The following is a 24,620-nucleotide window of genomic DNA, read 5'->3' on the forward strand; positions in this document are numbered from 1 at the left end:
ATTCAGAATTTGTCCATAAAAGACTTGAATTTATTAATATTGTAGTTATGCTACTCCACAATGCCAAAATACTAGTTGTTGATGACGATGAGGATGTTCTTATCGCCCTTCGTCTTTTACTAAAATCAAAAGTAAAAGAAGTGCTGACCACCAAAAATCCAAATACCATCCTCAGTCTGATGCAGGAACACGCTTTTGACCTAGTCATCTTAGACATGAATTTTAACAGCCTGGTCAATACAGGCAACGAGGGCATCTTTTGGCTGAACAAAATAAAGAAACAGAAACCGGAGATCGAGATTATTCTCATTACTGCTTATGGCGATATTGACTTGGCCATACGGTCTTTAAAAGAAGGCGCTTCAGATTTTATCGTGAAGCCATGGCAAAACACCAAAATTCTGGAAACCGTTAGTGAACATGTTGAAAAACAGAAAAGGAAGCAGCCCAAAAAACTTCAATTGGATACCAACAACCAAATTATAGGAGAAAGTGAATGCATGCAAAATGTGTTTGTCAAATTGCACAAAGTAGCACCAACAGATGCAAATATTCTAATTTTAGGCGAAAACGGCACAGGTAAAGACCTTATTGCCAGAGCCATTCACGATAATTCCCTTCGAAAAGACAAGCCATTTGTAAAAGTAGATGTGGGCTCCTTAACGGATACACTTTTTGAAAGTGAACTTTTCGGGTACAAAAAAGGTGCTTTTACCGATGCGCGGGAAGATCGGCAAGGTCGCTTTGAATCTGCTCAAGGTGGCACTCTTTTTTTGGATGAGATCGGGAATATCACCCTAAGACAGCAAGCAAAATTATTAACCGTGTTACAGAACAGGCAAGTGACACCATTAGGTGCCAATCAGCCCATTCCTATTGATATACGATTGATTTGCGCCACCAATGTATCCATTAAAGATCTGGCAGATGAAGACCGTTTTAGAAAAGATCTCATCTATCGTATCAATACGGTAGACATAATGATTCCGCCTTTGCGGGAACGCGGTTCAGACATCGGTTTACTCGCTAACTATTTTGTTGATTTTTATGTTGAAAAATATGGCAAGAACACTATTAGCCTGTCTGCAGAATTTCTACAAAAACTGAAAAGTCATCATTTCAGTGGCAATGTGCGCGAATTGCAATATGCTTTGGAACGCGCCATTATTATGGCTGAACATCAGACTCTGGACGCTGAAGATCTAACGTTTTCAGCTATTGAACAACCACATGTGCCGGTGGATAAAAACGAAACCAATCTGGATGCGCTCGAAAAAAACACCATACTTACGGTCATTGAGAAAAACAACGGAAACATTTCTAAATCTGCCAAAGAATTAGGTATTACCCGAGCCGCCCTCTACCGAAGACTCCATAAATATGACCTATAAGAGTTATTTAGCTGCGCTTACAATTCGAGTTATTGGATTGCTCATTGCTTTAACGCTCTTAGCTTTTGGGATGGTATCCTTCCACACTTATGCCATTATTGGCGGTGTTCTTTTATCAATAATTGCGGTGTATGGTTTGTATCGCTTTGTGATCAAACGCTTTTTGGAAGTAGATGATTTTTTCGAATCGGTAAAATACCGCGACTTTTCAAGATGGTTTGTAGAAACTAAAGGTTCTCAGGACATTCGTGAACTGCACAAAGGTTTTAATTTGGTCAATAAAACCATAAAAAAGATTGATAGTGAACGTCAGGCACAATTTGTTTATCTACAGAAAATATTGGAGATGGTCAACATTGGAATTATCGCTTATAATGTAGAAAGTGGCGATGTGCTATGGACAAACGATTCCTTTTTAAAGACCCTCGATTTTCCGGCGTTTAAAAATATCCAGTTCGTTGAAAAAAGACGTCCAAAAATCTATGACGAATTATTTGAAACCTACCATTCCAATACGGCATCTGTGACTTTAGAAATGCGACAGGAAAGCCTAAAAGTTCTTATTTCTGATACTGTGTTTGAAATGGAAGAACATTCATTTAAACTTATTGTACTTCAAAATATAGAAGAAACCCTTAATAGAAACGAAAGTGAAGCCTGGAAGAAACTGTTGAGCGTGATGACACATGAAATCATGAACAGCATCGCACCCATTACCTCCTTGGCCGAAACACTTCAGAAAAATGTGCAGGAGTCCATGGAAAATTCACCGCAGGAACCATTGGAGTTGGAGGATATCAATGCTGGTTTGAATAGTATAAAAAAAAGAAGTGAAGGTTTAATGAAATTTGCCAAAACCTATCGGAGCCTTAACAAAGTCACTCATGTTAACAAAACAAAAGTTAAAGCCTCCGTGCTGTTCAACAGTATAAACGAATTGATGAAACCTTCATTGGAAGATAAGGAGGTTTCGCTGATCTTTAAATTGGAGGATCCCCATCTCACCTTTGAGCTTGATACTTACCTTATTGAACAAGTACTCATCAACCTTATTTTAAATGCAATTGACGCTACTGACGCTATTTCACAGCCACAGATCATTGTAACCGCGAACCACAGTCACAAGGGTACCGGGCAAATAAAGGTGACAGACAACGGCAGCGGTATCCCAACAGAAATAATGGACAGTATTTTCGTGCCTTTTTTCAGCACTAAGAAGACGGGTAGCGGCATAGGCCTGAGCCTTTGTAAACAGATTATGTTATTGCATAGTGGAAAGATTCAACTGCATAGCATTGAAGGCGAAGGGACGGTGGTCAGCCTACTTTTTTAAATATATTCTTCAAAAAAAATCCAATTAATAACTTAAATACTAAAATCGTATTAGCTTTTTGTGATGCGCTGTTCTTGACGATTCTAAGTCAGCTTATTGAATATATCTTCAGTTACAGGAAGCCATTAAACTCTGGCTCCAAGACTTTATAACTAAGTAGAATTCGAATAAAACGCAATGCATTGTAATGTCTTTCCATGTCCTCAAAACTTAAGTGTAATTTCCATTCACATTTAATGCATTAGAAAAATATATCCTATAAATAAATTTTCTATTTTAGAGCTTAAAAAGAGCGAGATTGAATTTTAAAATGTACGTTTCATTTGAGGAAACTTTCCTTTTAAAAATACAACATCTTTGTAATAGCATTAACATCATACCCGAAAACAATGAAAAAACACATCTTATTCCCACTAAGCATTATTTCACTAATACTGTGCAGTTGTGCCTCCCAAATGAAAATTAAGGGGACACCCTCAGGTGCGCTTCAACCACTTTCCAAAACTGAAACTGTTGTTATCATTGAAGAGAATGAAAGTATTGTACCTCATGAAAAAGACCAGAAAATTGGAGATTTCGAAATTAAAGATGGTGGTTTAAGTTTAGATTGCAGTTACGAAAGGGTTAAAAACTTGGCCAAACAAAAAGCTCGAAGCGTAGGTGGTAATTCAGTCAAAATCACCGAACACACCTTGCCCAGTACGTGGTCTAACTGTCACCGTATCAAGTTTGAAGTCCACAAATTAGAGCATACAGCAGAATTTGAGAAAGAAATGATTTGGAGTTCCACAAATAAGCTGAAATGGGACTATTTTAAAGACGCTCCCAAAATAGACAGGTCTTCATTTTTTTGTGGCTATATAGACGTACAGTTTAACGACGTGAATTTTTTAAACGGCAAAGGCGAAGTAACTATTTTCCCGACATTTATATTCGAATGTTCATACGTCCAACCATTGAAAATGACCAAATATTTACTGGAATACAACCAAGTTAAATTTGATCTTTTAGAGATCTATGCCCGTAAAATGAGAAGCGAATTTGTTAAATCAGAAATCAATACGCAAGAAAAATGGACAAAGTTTGCAAAAGCCATTTACGATAAAGTTTATAGAGAATATGAAACAGATATTTTCAACCTTGAAACCGAAACAAGTTTTGGCGAAAATGAGTCTGAACTGGTAGGATGGAAATTTAAAACAGTAACAGGTTTAAAAGAACTTACGGAGTTTTCATCTGAAAATATATGAGCATGCAAATGGAAACGTCAATGTGCTATTGACATAACCTAAGAACTTACGCCGCTGTTGGTGTTTTTCACCAACAGCATTCGATACCCATTTATTTGACCTATAGCTGTCTTTTGGTTGAAATGCTCTATGTTTTGTCTTTAAGCAATTATGGGTTCAGAACATCGGCGCTTGCTATTATCGAGATCTTGTAAGGTTAGGCGAAAATTGTTGGTGGAAAACACCAACAATGGCTATGAAACCACTTCTTAAAGCTTTTTTATTTCTATTTATTACGCCGCTGTTGGTGTTTTTCACCAACGGCATTCGGTACTCCTCTATTTGGCCTATAGCTGTTTTTTGGTGAAGTTAACTTTATTCCCAAAACAACGCTATTCTGTACCCATGGCCATAAAAAAAGCCTCTCAATTTCTTGAAAGGCTTGATTTTGCTAGTAGCGGGAACTGGACTCGAACCAGTGACCTTTGGGTTATGAGCGCAAAATAACCGAGGGTCAAAAACCCACAAACATCAACAAAATCAATAGCTACAAGCGTATTTCATTTTTTTTGATTTCATTTAAATACAATCAAAATCAAGTTATTCTGTACCTATTCTGTACCCCTTTTTCTAAATCTTTTATTATCTTTATAACATTTCAAATATAGTTATTATGGCTTCTATAAAAATTATTAGGCGGAAAAACAAAGAAAGAATAGATGGCACCGCTCCTCTTGCCTTGAGAATCAGCGAAAACTATAAAACTAACTATTTATTTATAGGCCAATATGTGTTGGAGAAAGATTGGGATCATAACACTGGACAAGTAAAAAGAACACATCCTAATTCAAAGAAGTTAAATAATTTCCTATTGAAAAAACTCACTGAGGCAAATGATATTTATTTTGACAATAAAAACGACAGCTCAACTCCAAAACAGATTAAACAAAAATTAAAAGGGCCTGGTGGGTCGAAATCCTTTTTTACCGTTGCTGCCGAACGGATACAAAGCAAATATGACCGAGGAACATTTTCAGTCGTGAAACCCCAACTATCCATACTTTATAATATAGAGGAGTTCTTAAATGTAAAAACTTCTCTCCCTAAAAATGAAATTATAAAAGGGATTAAAGACCGAAGGAAAGAGAGACTTAGTAAAGCCAAAAAATCGGAACTTACATTTACAGACAGTATAAAATATTTCAAACAAAATAAGACATTAATGTTCAGGGATATCGATGAGGCTTTTTTAGAAAAATTCCAAACATTTTCCGCGGCATACCTTAACCAAAAAGCCCGAACAATAACCAATCAACTTATTTTCATAAGAACCCTCTTCAATGTCGCTATTAAAGATGGTATTGTCGCACCGAAATATTATCCTTTTGCTGGTGAAAAACAAAAGATACGCATTGAATCTGGGAACAAAATTGGATTAACCATTGAGGAAGTCGAAAGGCTGGAAAATTTAAAACTTGAAGAAGGCACTTCAATCTGGCACACACATAAAGTTTGGTTAATCTCATTTTACTTTGCTGGAATACGTATTTCAGATGTTGTAAAGCTAAAATGGTCAGACTTTAAAGATGAGCGCCTATATTATGTTATGAACAAAAACAGCAAACCTCTCAGTTTGAAAATCCCGGAGAAAGCGAATACCATACTAAAACTTTACAAAAAGTATAGGAAAGAAAACAATGGCTATGTTTTTCCTTTTCTAAAAGATGCAAATGTTGAAGATGCTGAAGATATTTTCATTAAAACAGGAAATAGCACCAAACTTTTTAATAAATTCCTGAAAAAGATTGCATTGCAATGCAATATTGATAAAAATCTTTCAAACCATATTGCTCGTCATACATTTGGTAATATTGCTGGGGACCGAATACATCCCTTAATGTTACAAAAACTATACCGTCACAGCGATTTAAAAACTACTTTAAACTATCAAGCCAACTTTATCCACAGAGACGCCGATGATGCATTGGATAGTGTGATAAACTTTTAAATATATAGTGAACGCAGCTTGAACTTAAACAGGTCACAACGGTTGACCATAATCCTTCTTTTTTGTTGTATGAAGATTACTCACATAGCCAGAAATTGGCATGGTCCTTTTCCTCTCTAATTCACGTCCTTTCTCAACAAAATTTCGCGCGGCCAGTTTCCAGTCTTTAATTGGTAGTCCTCTACTTAATTTCCAATCCCTCTCTTGGTAATACTCATAATATTTTTTTCCTTCATCAGCAGTCCAGTTATTTGTTTTAAAAAAAAGTAAAACTTCTAAAATATTAAATGGCCTTGCCAGGCCTGCCAGTTTATTTTTGTTTAAATATGTTTTTTGTTTATAAGAAGATACCATATTTTGGACTGGTTCTGGGACTCTCTTAGCCAATTTTTGGACTGGTTGGGTATAAAAAATGGCCATCCTGATTACCGAACCTCTCCTGGGATCATAAGAAGGATAATACTGTAGGTAACCCCATTCATTCAAATCTCTAACCATATTATGATAGGTTGTTTTTGATTTGATCTTTGCCCGTTCCATGGTCAATTCCCTATTGATGGTTATTGTGTTCTTAAAATACTCGCGGTTCCAAATATGAAAGAATGCCAGGTACAAGGTGATGTGTCCCTGTTTGATCCGGGGGTCATTATTGAAGTGCTCAAGGGCTTCATTGAGTTGGGTGATGTAATTTACTTTTTCCATTATTTCTGAGTGTTATTGATTATTGAATCTTTTTCGCGATAACGCATCTGCCCAATCTCCTCACTCCTATTTTTTTCCAGGATCAGTTTCTTTTCGGCTGGTTCAGTCTGTTCAAATAGCGCTGACAACGTGGCGACTGTAGGCAAGGTCTGCCCTTTTTCAATGGCCTTAATTATTGCAATAATTGCATTAATCCTTTTCTTTAAATTGGCTTCAAGCGTCCTTCCGGTCGGACCAAATTTTTCCTTTGGTGAAATCTCATTGTAAAAGAAAAAATCGAGCATCGTTGCCATGGCATCGGTATGCGATTTGAAGTGTATTTTTGAAAATTCCTGAAAACGTTTTGCTGTTTCCCGCTTAAACCTGATGGTGATGAAAGAGTCCATAATATTTCGCTTTTTTGGTGAATTTGACGTAAATCCATCCCCATTTACAGGCGGTCTGAGGGCATTTGACGCAAATTGATGAAATTAAAAAAATTACATGATTTACAACAAATTGATAATCAGATAATTATACAGAAAAAGGAATATGTAACGTGGCTCTGCCCGTTACCCTCTTGCTATTCCTTTTTCGCCCCGTAAAACGGGACAAAACCTCATACAATTTGGCTAACCCCGATAGCTATCGGGAGCCAATTGCCCATTCGGAAATTTTTAATTTCCGACATGTAAAATTCAGATGGATACAGTTATCAGCGAAAGGCAATAATGGATAACTATATAAAATCATATATGCTGAATGTCAGCAGAATAAAGATATGTTTTTTTTATTGAACAACAATTAATCTTTCTGAAGAACACCTCCAAAAATTAGAATTTCTTGATTATTAATTTTAAAAATCAGCTACTGAATTTTAAGATAAAGAGATATAGATCTCGTAATATCTCTTCCTCAATTATAATTGTAAAATTGGCACGATTTTTTGTTACGATGTACAAATACAATTTACGTTTAGAATCAAATGTTGGAAACATTTAGACTGTTTTTATTTGAGCTTTTTGAAATAATTTACTTATTATATCCTGAGCGTTTTCCTTTTCATTTGATGTAGCAATACAGTTCTTTTTTAGTCTAAAATTTTAAACTTAACAATAAGAACACAAGAAACCATCATCTACTTCTCCAATTTACTTCCCATAGTGCCTATCGCTGTTACCTTTCGGATACTGCATCTAAAATTTAGATCGAGTAAGCACTTATAAAAGGGAGGCACGACCGGTTATGCAGTCTGTCTCGAGCTAAATTTTAAACTTTGTGGAGAAATGGAGTAGTGATCTATTGTATAAGCGGACGCTATTCCAAAGTTGACAAAACTCGATCTCGAGAAAAGATTATAAAAATATTGACCGAATCTTTATACGTTAAATGCAAAAACTTTGGAATTGGATCCAAGACTTTTTTAATGAAGCGCTTTGCCCATAATGGAGCTTTTTGCGGATGGAGTGGCAATGTGACTGAGTGCGCTATTATAACAAATCATTTCATTTTAAACGGTACATAAACGGATATAACTTTAGAGCCGTAGACTGCGATGGAGTCTAAACCCTTTCTTATATTTTTCAAAATGAAATATAAATAGAACATTCAAAAATGGCATATTCTAAAATTAATAATGAAAGTCGATATCCAATGTGATGAAGTAAAATCTTAGTATGTTAGGAAAGCTGTTGGGTATAATTTAAAAAAAAAGACTACCCCAGTAGAGATAGCCTTTTAAGGTTTTGAAGACTAATTCAAAGTAATGTAAAAAAAAGCTTTATAGGCAATAATGCTAAATCAACAGGTTATATCACTGTTATATTTTTATCTCCTCCTGATTTCTCGCAACTAATAAATAATCGGTATACATTGATAAACCTTCCAACTCTTTATCAAGTTCAATGACATTAAAATCATCAGTAATTTGTTTATATATTGACTTATGATATTCCTTCCAAGGAATCTTATCCTTTACCTCAAACAATGTCACTGTTTCTTTAAAACCTTTAGCCCATTGTTCAGAATTTTCATGTAAAACCAAACCTGTTAAGGTATTAAATGATTGTTCAGATTTTAAAAATTTAGCCAATCGTGGATTATCGTCGTATATTGCTTTAAGATAAGTATGATCTCTACCCACAAGGAATAAAAAATTATTTTCATCTGATCCATTGATGTGGTTTACTAAATTAACTTTTATATCTTCCTCTCTTGTTCCTCCAAAACCTGTTGACTTATTATTTATGAGTTGATGAATTATTTTCATGTCATTTGTGGAAATAACGTCTTCAAAATTTTTCAAACTCTTAATCAATAAACTTTTAGTATTTTTAACAAAAAGCTTTCCTTCTTCTGATGGATGATCTATAGTATACGTTTTAAAAAACTTCTCATCTTTAATGACAGCTAATAACGAATCAATTGACTTTGTAAGCCCTTCTTTTTGATAGGGTTGAAGGATACTATATAAGGTGTAACCAAAAGTTCGGGTTCGATCAAAATCAACACCTACAACTTCCAGAGGCTTTTCCAACGTCTTATTGAATTCAAAAATTTCTCTCCACGCTTCTTTCCAACCTTCATAGAAGCCGCCATATATCGTATATCCAAGTAGAGATTCATTCCCTGTTGCTAAGTATTTGTTGTAGAAATAGGCTTCAGCGGGTCCGAATTCAATAAACAGGGTTCTTAATCCAGTTTTCTCATTAAATGACTTTATAAGGTGCGGATATATGTTTGTAGCTACTGACGATGAATGATTTTCGCCTAACAATAATAAGTTCTGTCCTTCTTGATCAAAAAATGTATCGAAATATTTATGGTTATTTATTTTGACCTGAGAGTAACAACTACCAATTGCAAAAAAGCAAATGATAGCTATGAAAATTTGTATGCGCATGGATTATAGATTATGTTTTTTAAATAATTCTACCAACATTGGATCTGATGGAAAAGGAGCCGTTGCGTCAACTATTTTACCTTCTGGGTCTAAGAAAATAAACCTTGGGATCATTTTAATATTATATGTTTGAGAAAGAATATCATTAGTTTCTTTTTTGGCAATTAATTGAACACCTGTAAGGTTTTTATCCTCAACAAAATTAAGCCACTTTTGATGGTCTTTTTCCTTATCAAAAGAAACACTCACAAACTGAATGTTCTTATCATGGTATTCTTTTTCAAGCCTTTGAAGGCTCGGAATTTCCTTTATGCAAGGCCCACACCATGTTGCCCATAAATCAATGTATGTGTATTTTCCTTTAAATTCATTTAAAGCCACACTAGCGCCTAGGGTATTTTCAAATTTCACATTAGGAGCTTCACTCCCTTCAAGCATGCCCTCAAGATGTTTGTATTTGTCTTTAACAATTTTAGACATTTCCGGATACCTACTAGAACCATCAAATTCAGAATAAATACGATTGGAGAAATCACTACGCAATGAATACGCCATATACTCATATCTTACTTTTTCTGGAAGCTCTCCTTCTAGCCAATCATAGAATTCTTTAGCATTAGGATCATTAGAAAAAGCCAGCTCATATTTTTTCTTCAAAATGCCTTGAATATTATAAAAATAACCAAGACCGTTCTCTGCTATAGAACTTTCAATTGCAACATCCTTCAAAAAACCATAATAATCAGCAGGTAAATTGAGTTCTTTATCCTTGTTATATAATTCATAAATGCTAGGATAATTGACTTTAGCACTAACCATTGAAGAATAATTATTAGTTTCGTAAAAGCTCACCAAAGAAGGGCTTAAGCTATGAGACGATTTAAAATCATTTAGGAAGGTCATTTTTTCTTCATAAAGTTTATCGGCATTCTGTTTAAAATCATCTGGTTCTCTTTGACTTACGTCATACCAGTTCTTCAAATATTTGTGCTTATAATCATTAAAAGTTTGCTCTTCTTTAATTGCGAATAAAATGTCATCATCAGCTGTACCTGAAAAAGCGAGCGAATTTTTGATGTCCATCGCATCCAGATCCATAAATATACTATCGCCCGGCTTAAGAAACAGGTAAACCATTTTAAAATCAAAAGTTCCCGTTTTCATAGTGGTATCTATACCAGCTATAGTAGTATATGCGAATTCTTCTGTCATTGATTCTTTACCAAAAGAAAACCACCCCTTTAAAGGACTATCCGCTTTTAATTTCAATTTGAATTTACCTACAGAATCAAAATCAACAGGTTCAGTGGTCAAATCTTTTAAGAATTCATATTCATAATAAGAAAAGTTTATTGTAGTATCTTTTATGTTCTTTACTTGTCCAACGAGAATAATTTCATCGCTCCTATGTTTTTTTTTAGAAGCCTCCTGATCATTACAACTGAGCGCAGTACAAAATATTAGGGCTAAGAATATTGGGTACTTTAATTTTAAATAGTTCATAGTTGATTTAATTATTTTTTGGGTTGAAAGTGCTTTCTTGCCAATTTCTATTAACGATAGTTAGATCAATACCTTCCTGTTTGAACATAGCATTAACTAGGTCATATTTGCTTTTAATTTGGGGATAAAGATTGAGAATACTATCCCTAGTTTGTGGAGGTGTCGTTGCAGCCCAGGCCGCATATAAATCAAAATCTTGCTGATTGGATTTTATCAAATTTTGGTTGCTGCTAAGGAATCCTTTTTCATAGGCTTGATCTAAAGAATTTACCTGCCAATAATAAACACGGGCATCTGTATTAATCTCAACAAATGGTGCGTAGAAAGAATTGGAGTTAACTGCATCATTCCTTAAAATGTTGGAAAGACCATAATAAAAAGTTTGTTTAAGTTTCACACTATCCAATCCAACATTTCTTAAGCTTCCCACTGTTAAATCTCCATTTGAATTGTACCAAATTTTCGAGATATATTCATAGCTATTGAAAGCACTAGTGCCAGCAATCAAATCATTTTTAAAAAGATAGAAATTTCTTGGTACTATATGTAACTTATTATTTGGCAAACCATTTATGAATTCCTTCTCAATCATATCAATGTAAATGAGCGCAGCCGTAGTATCTGCAGCTATTCTATCAGCTGATATATTTAAACCTTCTTCTGACACCAAATCTTTGTACATTCTTGGGTCAGAGACGTCCGTATATACTACAATACCATAATCATTGTATAATTTGAGAATTCTATTGCTTAACAATGTCCCTGGAACTATATTCCCGGGCAGTTCATTAGGGACAACATAATCAGCTTCCAATGATGCTTCACTACTGCAAGAGACCATATACATGGTTACACCTAGAAGTATGGTTAAACGGATTGTTTTTAAAATATTTTTCATAATCTTATTCTTTTATCTTGGATTTCTTTGCATTGAAGGATTATAGTCTAGTTCTATTTGAGGAATCTGTAAGATGTATCTCGGATCATTTTCAGAAAGAGTGTAAGTTTCGTTATCGTAAGTATGAGTAATTTCAGGCATACCATATCTTCTCAAATCGTACCATCTATGAAACTCTCCAAAGAGCTCTCTTCTCCTTTCATCCTTTACCACCTGCACAACTTTTTCTTGGGTATCATAAGTCGTCGTAGAATATTTATAATAATCAGACTCAAGTATAAAAGATGCATCAAACTTTGTCTTTCTAATAGTGTTTAAATCCTCCAGTGCATTATCAGGCTGACCCAACAAGGCATATGCTTCTGCTCGGTTAAGAAACGCCTCTTCAACTCTAAAACCTCTTGTAGGCTCTCCTAGACGATTTGGAAATGGTCTAAACTTAAAATACACCCTGCCTAAAGATCCCTTTACATAAGTGAAGTAGTATAATCTCAAATCCCCTGGTTCATAGAGAGAAATTAAATCATCAGAGATAGCCAATGCTCCTGGAATATGAACATAATAATACATCTCATTAGATCCGTACTTAAATAATACGTTGTCATTGGCGTCATTGAAATAATGGACTCCTTGACCATAGCCCCAACGTGTTTGAGCAAATTCCATAGAATTATTAGATATGTCAAAAAGATTGTTATTCAAGCTAATAGTTCGGTCAGCATAGGAAATAACATCTTCATATTTCTTCTGATAAAGAGCCACTCGAGAAGCTAGCAAATTAGCTGATACGGGTGTTAGTTTAAACTTTGAAGTAATTCTTTGATCATTGTTTGTCATTAATTGAATGCCCATTTCTAAATCGGCATTAATTTGATCATAAATCTCCTGCACAGAATTACGTGTATACGACTCTGATTTGACCGTTGGATCTAATTTTAAAGGAACCCCTAAATCAATACTTGCCGTGCTTTCATTATAGGGCGCAGCATATAAATTTATCAACTTGAAATAAGAAAATGCCCTGAGCGCCATAGCTTCGCCTTTAGTGTAGGCAATAGCTGCAGCATTACCATTAGCGTCCTCAACGTTATCTACGACCACATTGGCATAATAAATTGCTTTGTAAAGATTTTTCCAAGCTTGGTCATAGCCATTAAACATTGAATTATGCTCATGGGTACTCTCAAAAGTAAATGGATGTAAAGGATACTCTCCCCGATCAGTGTTTAGGTATCTAATGTCCTGATCATCGGTCATCATCTCAACGTAATAATCCAATGCAACTATGGTCCCGTAATCTTTAGTTGTTGGGTACCCATAATTTAACAATTCAACATAATCACTAATAGTTTCAGGCTTCAATTTATTTTGAGGCTCTTCTTCTAAAGCTTTGTCACAGGATGAAAAAGCCATAAGTATCAAAAAGGAAAATTTTATATATATAGATTTCATAGTATTCAGTTTTTAAATTAAAAGGTCACATTAAAACTCAACATATAAGATGTTGGCAGCGGCAATGATTTATAAGGAAATGTTTCAGGATCATATCCATCCAGGCCTTTGTCTGCAAACAGAAATAAATTATTGCCTTCCAATTGTACATATGCTCTAGAAAACTTAAGTGCTCTAAGAATACTTTCCGATAAATTGTACTGTAAAGTCACATTGCTTAACCTTAAGAAATCACCTTTTACTACACGTATATCACTTTTATTCCAATAGGTTTTGTGGTTGTTTTGACCTGTTTCATTTTTAAGATGTGGAATATTTGTTGAATTTTCATCACCCGGTTCCCTCCATGCATTGAGAAGTTCTTTATTTAAGTTTTGATCTGGAGAATACATCCATGAAGCTAGTATCTCCTCCTTTCTAAAATAATTGCCAAAACCGTATGTTAACAGTGCTGAAAGTTTAAAGTTTTTGTATTCAAATAAATTGCTTACCCCCCCCTGATATGGCGCCTCAATTGGACCATTATAAACCAGATCATCAACTCCAAATTCTAAATCTCTCTTAGCGGTTGTTGTTTCTCCATTAGCCAAATTGAAATGGGCAACACCCTCTTCGTCAAGGTGACTATAGCTAACAGAGTATAATGAATTTAAAGGTTTACCAACAATTGCAGCATCTGGTTTATATGGGAATGGCGATAGCATTCTAGATACATTAGGATCAATATTTACTTTTTTGACTTCATTCTTATTATAAGCAAAGTTTACCGTAGTACTCCAATTGAAATTAGGTTTTGGAGCTCTAATATTTCTAGTTGTCAACCCGAATTCAATTCCTTTGTTTGACACATCAGCAAAGTTGATTGGTAACGTAGAAAAACCATTTACCTCTGAAATTCTGGTATATGTGATTAAATCTTCACTAAGTCGGTCATAAATATCAATGGCTCCTAGAACTCTGTTATTAAATAAAACAAAGTCTAAACCTATATTTGTACTGTAAGTTTTTTCCCATCTCAAGTCTGGATTGGCAGGAGAGGAAATCGTTAATAGATCTAAATCTGACCAGTAAGCCGGGTTTAGGAAAGATGCCACAATTTGTGGTGTGCTTTCCGAGTTGGTAGAACCTTGTAATCCATAAGACCCGCGTAAAGACAAGTTGTCAAAAACACTTTCTTTCATAAATTCTTCCTCAATAATGTTCCATCTTCCAGAAACTGACCAAGCAGGCTCCCATCTATATTTAGGACTAGAACCAAAAAGATTTGATCCATCGTACCTTATATTACCATTGATCACATATTTGTCATAAATGGAATAGGTCAATACACCAAAATAAGAAGCAGACTTCGTTTTATAATCACGAATTTGCAAGTACGGTGCACCAGCCAATTCTTCTCCTATATTTTCACTTGTGGAAATGACCCTTCCTCTATCATGGAGATACCCCCACCCCACGGTATTATCTCCTCGATAATTGTTTACACGATATTCTCCACCTCCGTAGAATTGCAAAAAATGAACATCAGTCTCAATTGGCGTGTACTCTAGAGCCATACGCGTCATATAATAGTCTTGGAAATTTGAATTTGAAAAAATCACACCTCCTCTGGGTAGATTACTATCTGCTGGAGCAGGTTCTCCAAAATTAGACCTTCTTATTCCTGCCACTTGATTGGTGTTTTCAGTATAATAGGTTTCATTTAACTGGCTGCTCTTAGTATAGTTAACAACGCCAAAGACCTTTAAATTATTCAGAATATCAAAATCTAATGAAATTCTTGAGCTTGTGCTATTAGTATTTGCTTCTTGGTTAGAGTTAGAATATTCGTTCATTATATTGAACAAATAAAAATCACTATGCCCTCTATACATGTTAGGGCTTCCATCGGTATTATAAAGAGGAAACGTTCTACTTGTATTTATTGCGTAATCAAAAGGATTTGGTGTCGATCTCGTAAAATTTGATATCCCTGCTGGCACGTAACTGTAAGGATAGGAACTTCTATTAGTTGTGAATGTAGAAAGATAAAACTCTAAATTAAATTTATCTGATAATTGGGTGTTCAACTTTACAGAACCATTATACCTCTGGTTTTTAGTAAGAATGTCTGTACCATCCTGATTAAGATATGATAATGAAGCATAATAATTAACACTTTTGCTTCCTCCAGACACGTTGAAACTAGTTGTTGTTCCTACGGCGTCCCGAAACAATTCTTTAAACCAATCCGTGTTATATGTTTGTGCTAACCTTACTTCATCTCCAAATTGTTGCCAATTTTGTAAATCTCTGTTTTTATAGCGGGCATAAGCTCCTGCGAGACCTACAGAATTAACGTTGGCGTCAGAGTTATAATACTGCAATCCCGAATCAAAATAAAATTGCTCAATGTCAATTCTCTCCTTTGAGTTCATCAAGTTAAAATCATTGTATCGGGGTCTTTGAGTCACGCTTGTCCCTACATTGATATTAATAACAGGCTTTCCTTCCCGACCACGTTTAGTGGTGAGCACAATGACACCTCCTGCAGCACGCACACCGTAAATAGCAGATGCTGAGGCATCTTTTAAAACAGTTATTGATTCTATATCTTGGGGATTAATTCCGGAGATTGAATTACCAATACGGTTTACTAAATCAGGTGTATTCAGTTCCGCAGGGGTTAATGGCACGGGATCTTCTAATACGACACCATCAACAACCCATAAAGGCGAAGTATTTCCTGTTAAAGTAGATGTGCCTCTAATTTTCACTATGGGTACAGCTCCGACTTCGCCAGAACTTTTCACAACGGACAGGCCTGGAATTTGACCTTGTATTAAATTGTCAATTTGAGGATTCCAAGCAGGAATATCCTTGGTTTTGACTGTGCTAATAGCACCAGTACTCTTTTTCTCTATGATAGTGTTATAGCCAGTTAAAATGACCTCAGTTAAAGAGGCTACATCAGGAACCATCTTAACATTAATTGTTAATTCGCTCTTCACTTCCAAGGCCTGAGTTTCAAATCCTATTGAAGAGAACGTTAAAAAATCACCCTTTTCCACTTTAATAGAGTAATTTCCATCAAAATCAGTGGAGGTACCCTTGTTGGTGTTTTTCACTAAAACGGTAACCCCAGGGAGTGGCATATCATTTTCGTCAGTGACTCTTCCTTCAATAGGTTGTTGAACATTGGAGTTTTCTTTATTGTTGACTATTATAATTGTATTTGTTCCTGAAATTTCGAATTTATAGTCATTATTTGAAAGGCTTTGTCTTAGCAAGTCTGAAACCAAAACCTCCCCCTCAGTTAGATTAATTGTAGGTGCATCTTTAAACAGGCTTCGAGGATAAATAAACTCATAATCCGTCTGATTCTTTATAATTTTAAAGACTTGATCTATAGTTACGATCTGATCTTTATAGATGGTAACTTTTTCTTGGGAGAAGGTGTTTTCTGCAGTAAAACTAAAAACAGTTGTACAGAGTAAGAAAATAAAGGTTCTCATAAGTGTAAGGGATAGTCGTCTTTTAAAAGACAAACAGGTGGTGACTAATTTAATTTCCATAAATTTGCAAGGTGTTAGTTAGACATTAGTTTAATTTTCAAGCTAGAGGGACGAAGTGAGACATCGGGAAATGATTAGCTTCGTTCTCTCTTTTTTATTTTAAAATCACATTTCTATCGCTTATTTCATAACTTTTAATACTGCCGACACTTTTAATGTTCTTGAGAATACTCTCGATACTCCTGTCTTTATAAAGAACACCTACAAACTCTACGTTTTCGATGTCTTTATTCTTAAATTCAACATTCATATTATACCATCTAGATAAAACAGTCATAATTTCTTTTAAAGATTTATCTTCAAAACTGAAAACTCCATCTCTCCAAGAAACTTCATTGTAAACATTCACATTAGAAATTTGTGCTGTGTTATCCAAAACATTATAAGCGTATTGTTGATCTGGCTGCAAAGTTTGGCTATTATCAGAATGTAAAACCAAAACTTTACCTTCAACCAATGTTGTATAAATGGTTGCTTCATCTTTATAAGCCTTCACATTGAACTGGGTTCCAACAACTTCAACCTTCTGACCTCGAGAAAATACTTGAAAAACGTCACCATTGTGCAACGAACTAGGCGATACTTCAAAATATGCCTCTCCATATACGAGTTCAACTTTACGAGAAGTTCCTTCAATAAAATTGATAGGATATTTTAATTGGCTTTCTGAATTGAGCCATACTGTAGTGTTATCAGATAATTTGACTACAAACTGACCACCTCTTGGAATGGTCAAATAGTTATATTGAATGACATTGTTGGTGACAACACTTTGAGAATCGACTGCATTATAAACAATTTCGTCACCGTTGCTGCTGATATTTTGACTTTCATATAAGGTGCCTTTTTCTAATAAAACGATGGAACCGTTCTCTAAAGTCAAAGTGGCCTTATTGGTGCCAATTTGAATATTATTTTCAACTACCTTTAGATCTTTTGTTCCACTTGGGACGTCACGATTTAGAACGCTATAAGCAATAAAACCTCCTATTAAAATCACAGCCGCGTACTTTAATAGATTTGCATTAAAAACAGATAAAACCTTCTTTCTTTTAAAGCTTCCAATACCTAGCTTTTTCTGGATATTATTGTAGATTTTTTCTTCTACAACTCCCCTATCTTCATCTTGATTTTCCCAAGTGTTGATTTCCTGATGGCTTTGGAAAAAATTTAGAAGTGCCTTAATCTCCTTCATATTGGCTTTTCCAGACAACAATTGCTCTATAAGAATTAGGAACTTTCTTTTATTATTTATGTTCATTTTTTTCTTTCAAAGGGGTCATACATAATAATGACGAAAAAAAACACTTGAACACCTGCTCAATAGCTAAAAAAATTAATTATGGTAATGGTAGAGAATAAAAATGATATATGAAGTAGTTGATATAGAACTCAAAGAGCCTCTTAAAATCTTAAGAGCTTTTGTTATATGACCTTCAACGGTACGTGGAGAAATATTTAATTTGCTGGCGATTTCTTTATGACTGAGATCCTCATTCCTACTTAAATTAAAAACAATTCGGCACTTTTCCGGAAGTTCGCTTATAATGGTCTCAAGGTATTCATGAAGTTCCTTGTCCATTAGTTTGGTTTCGGGATTAGATGTCTGTATGCGTTCATTAAAGTTCTCCAACAAATCAACTGTAATAGCAGATTTGTTTTTTCGGAAATAATCATATGTTTTATATATGGCACTTGTATAGAGATAACTTTTTAAAGACACCTTTATGTCAAGTCTTTCGCGATTTCTCCAGATTTTCACAAAAACATCCTGCACAATATCTTCGCTGATTTGTTTGTTATTGACAAGATTATATACCGCAAAATACATTAATTCCCAATGTTCCTTATAGACTGAGGCTAATGCAGATTCATCATTGTTGTTTAGACGATGAATTAAATCTCTTTCTTTTAGACTAAGTTTAGAAGACATGAATAGAAGTTTATGTGAACGAAGTTAAAAAAATTAACGTATTTGTAACATTAAACACAAAAAAACCTATTTATTTAGATAAAGCTTGTGGTTTTCAAGAGTTCAAATTTTTAAAAAAAATTGAAATAAATGTCCAGTTTATTTAGTAAAAAACTGCGCGTTTTAAAGAAGGCAAACAACTTTCATTTATCATCTATTATATTTTAGGATAATCATTTTTAAAAGCTGTTTTAAGGTTATTTGGAAAACCGACCGCACGGTTTAAAGTATTCAAAATGCACAAACTAATAGTTTGTGTATAGTAAATTTTTTAAACATACCTTTTAGAGAAAAAAAGTAAAGTTTAAATAAATCTAGCCTATTGAGTTTCTATTGCTTTTGATTAAAATAGTCCATCTACCACCGAAGCTGACTTCGTCAAAGTCATTATTAAATGAATAGGATACTATTCATGACCAGCAGTTGCGGTTCAGAAAACTGGAAATTTTGATGATAGAATCCAACTCAAAAAAATAATGTCGTCCGGCTAAAACTATAGTAACCACAGCGCATTATGACAAACATAATTAGCCCAAAATACATTTGTTAATTTACAACTCTTTCGGAAGTTTTAGGTCTTTATATGCAAACAACATTTTAAATTAATTTTCTAATTCTTCCAAAGAAAAATTAAAACTATATAATTCCATTGGATGAATACCAAGACCTTTTGCAATAGGTAAGATTGTTGTGATTTTAGGTTCATTCTCATCAGCAAGGATTCTATAAATAGCTTTATTTTCAATGTTCCCAATTGAGGCAATAGTGGCGATATCTCGGTCACTTTCTTCAATTAATTTTCTTAAATGTTCACTGAATGCTTTTCGATATCCTTTTCTCCACTCTTTCATTAGCACAATATCCACCCAAACGATCGAAAAAAATTGTCAAGTTTGACACTTTTAAATAATTTTTCTTATATTTACTCCATATTAATATATTTGCGATACTTCTTAAAGTAAAATATTAGAAGCATTCGTTTTGAATCTCGCCTTTGGAAACTGGTAATTTTTAGGAAACGAGAGGATAAGTGAAATGCTCACGACCCGGGGCGTGGGCTCACTTATTGTTTCCAGGTATACCAGTACCTCAAAGGCATAAGTTGAGTCTTCACGTCCTTTTTGTTTGTATAAAAAAGGTCATGCTTCTCTACTTTTTTCAAAGCACCTTCTCTTTATAAATCATAAGAACTCGCTTTAGTAATTAAATATGAATCCAATTTAATTCTGGTGGAGGCTACCACCCATTTAAATGAGGTCTTATGGTGCACACTAATTTTGAACAATTAAAAAACGGCTGTCATGCAGCCTTTGCGGAAATCCATGCCCAATACAGTAGGCGTATCTTCTGGGTGGGCAAGCGAATGATCAACGATGATTTTGTTGTGGAATCATTGGTCCAGGATACTTTTTTAAAGTTGTGGATCCATATGGACCGTATTGAAACGCCTGAGCATATTTTCTTTTTTCTCCGGTTCGTGATGAAAAGGGAATGTATCTCCTATTATACACGGCCGAGAAACAGGTTTTTCAGAAAAGTCAATTCGTTAGAGTCCTATGACAATTTCCAGGACTATCTGGCGGGATACGATCCCATCCATGACACTGAAAATCTCAATGTCCAAAAATATGAACAGGCTAATTTCGATCGCATTAAAAAAATACTGCCCCTACTCAATGCGGAAAAACGACACTTGATCGATCTCTGTTTAAAATACGGCTTTCAATATAAACCCATTTCGAAACTCATGGGAACCAGCATTACCGAAACCAGCAACAAGGTAAAAATGGCCATTAGGGATATCCGGAGCATCATTAATCAGGGGAACCTGTTGGAATCCACAAAAAAACCAAGAAATATAGTGAAAATCCAAGGATCAATAACCGAGGCTCAAAAGCATATATTGGAACTCCGCTGTGAGGAAAAGCATTCCTTTGAGACCATTGCAACCGCGCTCAACCTTTCCCAAAAGGTAGTGCACCGAGAATTCCTGACGGCGTATAAATTACTACAGGAGAAACACCAACAACAATCACAATTTGCTTGATATGGAAAAGACCACACTAAAACTAACGCGAAAAATCCAGCTCTTGGTAGACCTCCCCACCAAGGAAGAACGAAAGGCGGCACTGGATATGCTCTACCAATGGCAGAACAGATGCTTTAGGGCAGCTAACCTTATCGTTACCCATCTGTATGTACAGGAAATGATCAAGGAGTTCTTTTATCTATCGGAAGGCATAAAGTACAAACTGACTGATGAAAAAAAAGACGAATCCGGCATCTTGCAACGTTCGCGAATCAACACCACCTATCGTGTGGTATCAGACCGCTTTAAGGGTGAAGTCCCCACAAACATATTATCAAATCTGAGTAATACCTTGCTTGCCTCCTTTAATAAAAATAGACCGGAATATTGGAGTGGCGAACGTTCCCTACAAAACTTCAGACGGGACATGGCATTTCCATTTGGCAAGGAGTGTATTAGTAAGTTGACGTTTGATGCCGAAAGAAATGCGTTCTGCTTTAGGTTGTTCCAGATTCCTTTTCGCACCTATTTAGGGAAGGATCATAGTGACAAACGGAAACTGCTCGAACGTGTCATAAAAGGAGAGACCAAACTTTGTATGTCACACATCAAACTGAAGGATGGCAAAATTTTCTGGCTCCCAATCTTCGAGATTGAGAAGGAAAACCACGTCCTAAAAGCGGAGGTAATTGCAGAGGCCTCATTGTCCATAGAATATCCCATTGTCGTAAAGGCCAATAACACCAAGCTTACCATTGGCACCAAAGAAGAGTTTCTGTACAGGAGGCTAGCCATACAGGCAGCCCAGAATAGAGCACAGGTTGGAGCCGCCTTTTCCAGATCGGGCAAAGGAATCAAAAGAAAATTAAAGGCCGTGGATAGGCTCAGTGACGCAGAAAGTAAATATGTCCGCCATCGTATACATGTTTATAGCAGACGGCTGATCGACTTTTGCATAAAGAATCAGGCAGGAACACTCCTAATATTAAATCTTGAGGACCAGGTTGAATTAGCTAAAGAGGAAGCGTTTGTATTAAGGAATTGGAGCTATTATGACTTGATGGCCAAAATAAAATACAAGGCTGAAAAAGCTGGTATTGAAATTATTGTCGATTGACAAATTATATAACGAGGGTGCTTGTAAACCCGTAGGGTGAGGTCATTGGCACTCACTGAATGCGTAAAGCATATACAACGCGTGGGCTCACTTTTTATGATAAGCCTGAACTAATGATTTAACAAAAAATTACGGATTTATTATTCGTTATCAGAGGGACGATACGAAATAATCGTATTTTCCCAAATGGAATCTCATGGGCGTGAGCAGGAAACCCGTTTTGCTCTCGACTTGAACCATCTTGTGCCCACATTTTGCATCATCTGAACCCTCCAGAATATAACGTCAAGTGGGCATACTAATTATGGTATGTTTTCTTTGTAATAATTTACTTATTATATCCTGAGCGTTTTCCTTTTATGGTACTGCTGAATTTCGCTTTTTCTTTAGCCCTCCAATATAATCCTAACAACGAGAACACAACAAACTATCATCTACATCTCCAATTTACTTCCCATAGTGCCTATCGCTGTTACCTTACGGATACTACATCCAAAATTTCGATCGAGTAAGGACTTATAAAAGGGAGGCACGACCGGTTATGCAGTCTGTCTCGAGCTAAATTTTAAACTTTGTGGAGAAATGGAATGGTGATCTCTTGTTAAGCGGACGCTATTCCAAAGTTGACCAATCTCAATTGCGAGAAATCATTATTAAAATACTGACCGAATCTTTATACGGAAAATCCTAAACTTTGGAATTGGGTCCAAGACTTTTTTAATGAAGCGCTTTGCCCGTAATGGAGCTTTTCGCGAAATGGAGTGGCAATGGGCTGAAAGGACCAAACGCTAAATCGAAAAATTTATGGAAGGTATGGAGCAGACTTGAATTCAAAGTTGATTTGACAATGTATTTCGATCAGTTGCCAAAAAATCTTGGGAAATACCAGAAATACATTTTTCTCTTCGGAAGGCAGAATCCTGCTTGGTTCTTTAACGCATACTAAAAATCCTTAGAAGATATTATTTCCTATAATTATCTTAATTTATGGATATGCTCTCAATTCTTTTTATATGAATTCCAATTCAATAACATGGTCAGTAATTTAAACTAGCCAAAATGGCTTACCATATAACCTCATTATTGGCCATTCAAGAATATTTTCATAAGGATATTCCTTAATGGCATTTCTTATCATTTGTTGATTTGCCTTGCCCAATAATAATTTACAGCATAATTCAAATACCTTAGATTCTTTATTTCTATTTAAAACTTCTACAATTTGGATCTCTGCTTTATCGGACATAGGAATATTCCTATGTCTAACTATTTGGTAAAAATTGACCAAAGCTATATCCTTATGGATTTGGTCAGGAGCGGTGTGATAATAAGATTGTGCAAAATCCTTCACCCTATCCCAATTTATTTTGCCTTCAATACCCAAATGTATTAAATCCAGTAAATGTTCTTCAGAATTAGTAAAAAAATTAGATGCTTGTTCATTTCTTTGTTGAATACTTCTAATTAAAATATTTAAATTATTTTCTCCAATGCCAAAAGTTTTTATTTTCAAATTCAAGTCATCTGATAATCCACTTTTATTGAATCCTTTCAAGTCTCTGTCTAATTGATAAACCCATTCAAAAAAAGCAATAGAAAGATTCTCATCACTGTTCCATTTATCAGCAAAATTGTCGGGATCCTCTCCGAATTTCGGAATGTCTGCAGGATTTCGAATGAGCCATTTCTCATTTTCATAATCCAATATATTATCAACCTCTAAATATCCATATCTAACTAAAAATTTATGCCTCTTCTTTACGTAATTAATAAAATCTTGTATTGTATTAAGTATGTTATTGCTTTTATTTACTTTGGTCGTTATTGTCGTAATTATTATAGAAATTGGCCGATTGTCCTTTTTTGAAAAACCAACATCTCGATGACGTTTCATTATTTGAATAGCACGTTGTAATGCAGTCCTGATTAACTGTTTAGGCACATTTTCAACTGTTGAAAATAATTCCCTATTAGATTCGAATATTGCCCTTTTTTCAGTTTGAATAAATTCTGTAGAATAAACATTCTTTGATTTAAACCAGTAATAGTAGCCTTTAGGATTACATGTCGACCAAGTATATCTATTATTTTCTTGGTTGGTAATATCAATTTTGTATGCTACATCACTATTCGATGGCAATGCTGGCAAAATATCAATATGAAATCCAGGACGCCCCTCTTCAGAAGCGTATTTAATAGTCCAGCATCTTCTACCTTCATCATCAAGCATTCTTTTATAATCGCTATTTTCTTTTAATCTATTGCCAATATCATTTTTTAAAACTTTTGCATATTTTGACGGATTAATTTTAGTAAGTTCACATACTTGATCAATATCAAATTCTCCATCTTTATCATCCTTATATGGACGAACTACGGTGCCTAATCTAAATGAACCTTGTAAGTATACGTCTGGATGGCACCCAGACTCGTAAGTTCCGCCTTTTAACCAATTTTTTGTACTATTAAACCGTTCCTGAGCTTTCTTAAAATCTGAGGGTGATATATCCAAATACTGTGAGATTTGATGTAAAATTTCTTCTTCCATAAA

The 24,620-nt window shown here is 35.0% G+C and carries 17 protein-coding genes; 6 read left to right on the forward strand and 11 right to left on the reverse strand.

Features of this window, described 5'->3' with window-relative positions:
* Positions 1 to 47: 47 nt before the first annotated feature.
* From JEM65_RS14525 to JEM65_RS14540, 4 genes are all read left to right on the forward strand, one after another.
* On the forward strand, positions 48 to 1,391 hold the full coding sequence (locus JEM65_RS14525; RefSeq protein WP_199601086.1) for a sigma-54-dependent transcriptional regulator: 1,344 nt from the start codon (positions 48 to 50) through the stop codon (positions 1,389 to 1,391).
* Positions 1,381 to 2,724, forward strand: coding sequence for a sensor histidine kinase (locus tag JEM65_RS14530; RefSeq protein WP_199600957.1), 1,344 nt, complete (start codon positions 1,381 to 1,383; stop codon positions 2,722 to 2,724). Before JEM65_RS14525 ends, JEM65_RS14530 begins: the two co-directional genes overlap by 11 nt.
* 389 nt (positions 2,725 to 3,113) lie before the next feature.
* Positions 3,114 to 3,974 carry a hypothetical protein gene (locus JEM65_RS14535; protein WP_199600959.1) on the forward strand — a complete coding sequence of 287 codons (861 nt, stop codon included), beginning with the start codon at positions 3,114 to 3,116 and terminating at the stop codon, positions 3,972 to 3,974.
* Between the two features lie 652 nt (positions 3,975 to 4,626).
* Positions 4,627 to 5,961, forward strand: a complete 1,335-nt coding sequence (locus JEM65_RS14540) for a tyrosine-type recombinase/integrase (RefSeq protein ID WP_199600966.1) — start codon at positions 4,627 to 4,629, stop codon at positions 5,959 to 5,961.
* 33 nt (positions 5,962 to 5,994) lie between these two features.
* Here the strand turns inward: JEM65_RS14540 and JEM65_RS14545 are convergent, their stop codons facing one another.
* From JEM65_RS14545 to JEM65_RS14590, 10 genes are all read right to left on the reverse strand, one after another.
* Complete coding sequence (locus tag JEM65_RS14545; RefSeq protein WP_199600968.1) at positions 5,995 to 6,663, reverse strand: hypothetical protein; 669 nt, start codon at positions 6,661 to 6,663, stop codon at positions 5,995 to 5,997.
* Positions 6,663 to 7,049: a BfmA/BtgA family mobilization protein gene (locus JEM65_RS14550; RefSeq protein ID WP_199600970.1), complete on the reverse strand. Its 387-nt coding sequence runs from the start codon at positions 7,047 to 7,049 to the stop codon at positions 6,663 to 6,665. The genes JEM65_RS14545 and JEM65_RS14550 overlap by 1 nt, the downstream gene beginning before the upstream one ends.
* Positions 7,050 to 8,461: 1,412 nt before the next feature.
* Entirely contained in the window at positions 8,462 to 9,544 is a 1,083-nt protein-coding gene (locus tag JEM65_RS14555) for a hypothetical protein (RefSeq protein ID WP_199600972.1), read from the reverse strand.
* A gap of 3 nt (positions 9,545 to 9,547) precedes the next feature.
* On the reverse strand, positions 9,548 to 11,047 hold the full coding sequence (locus JEM65_RS14560) for a TlpA family protein disulfide reductase (RefSeq protein ID WP_199600974.1): 1,500 nt from the start codon (positions 11,045 to 11,047) through the stop codon (positions 9,548 to 9,550).
* A 7-nt stretch (positions 11,048 to 11,054) separates the two neighbouring features.
* Positions 11,055 to 11,945: a hypothetical protein gene (locus JEM65_RS14565; protein ID WP_199600976.1), complete on the reverse strand. Its 891-nt coding sequence runs from the start codon at positions 11,943 to 11,945 to the stop codon at positions 11,055 to 11,057.
* A 12-nt stretch (positions 11,946 to 11,957) separates the two neighbouring features.
* Positions 11,958 to 13,397, reverse strand: coding sequence for a RagB/SusD family nutrient uptake outer membrane protein (locus JEM65_RS14570; protein ID WP_199600978.1), 1,440 nt, complete (start codon positions 13,395 to 13,397; stop codon positions 11,958 to 11,960).
* A gap of 17 nt (positions 13,398 to 13,414) precedes the next feature.
* The gene (locus JEM65_RS14575) at positions 13,415 to 16,951 is read right to left on the reverse strand and encodes a SusC/RagA family TonB-linked outer membrane protein (RefSeq protein WP_199600982.1); all 3,537 of its coding nucleotides are present in this window, start codon (positions 16,949 to 16,951) and stop codon (positions 13,415 to 13,417) included.
* 94 nt (positions 16,952 to 17,045) lie between these two features.
* A complete protein-coding gene (locus JEM65_RS14580; RefSeq protein WP_199600984.1) occupies positions 17,046 to 18,212 on the reverse strand; it encodes a FecR family protein in 1,167 nt (388 codons plus the stop codon).
* 75 nt (positions 18,213 to 18,287) lie between these two features.
* Entirely contained in the window at positions 18,288 to 18,884 is a 597-nt protein-coding gene (locus tag JEM65_RS14585; RefSeq protein WP_199600987.1) for an RNA polymerase sigma factor, read from the reverse strand.
* Positions 18,885 to 19,525: 641 nt separating this feature from the next.
* Positions 19,526 to 19,774 carry a hypothetical protein gene (locus JEM65_RS14590; protein WP_199600988.1) on the reverse strand — a complete coding sequence of 83 codons (249 nt, stop codon included), beginning with the start codon at positions 19,772 to 19,774 and terminating at the stop codon, positions 19,526 to 19,528.
* 410 nt (positions 19,775 to 20,184) lie between these two features.
* Between JEM65_RS14590 and JEM65_RS14595 the strand changes: the two genes are divergently transcribed.
* Positions 20,185 to 20,970: an RNA polymerase sigma factor gene (locus JEM65_RS14595; RefSeq protein ID WP_199600990.1), complete on the forward strand. Its 786-nt coding sequence runs from the start codon at positions 20,185 to 20,187 to the stop codon at positions 20,968 to 20,970.
* 1 nt (position 20,971) lies between these two features.
* Entirely contained in the window at positions 20,972 to 22,069 is a 1,098-nt protein-coding gene (locus JEM65_RS14600) for a hypothetical protein (RefSeq protein WP_199600992.1), read from the forward strand.
* 1,045 nt (positions 22,070 to 23,114) lie between these two features.
* On the opposite strand, the gene JEM65_RS14605 is transcribed toward JEM65_RS14600, so the two are convergent.
* Entirely contained in the window at positions 23,115 to 24,617 is a 1,503-nt protein-coding gene (locus tag JEM65_RS14605; protein ID WP_199600994.1) for a nucleotidyltransferase domain-containing protein, read from the reverse strand.
* Positions 24,618 to 24,620: the final 3 nt, after the last annotated feature.

The sequence above is a fragment of the Gelidibacter salicanalis genome (assembly GCF_016469035.1).
Classification (GTDB): domain Bacteria; phylum Bacteroidota; class Bacteroidia; order Flavobacteriales; family Flavobacteriaceae; genus Gelidibacter; species Gelidibacter salicanalis_A.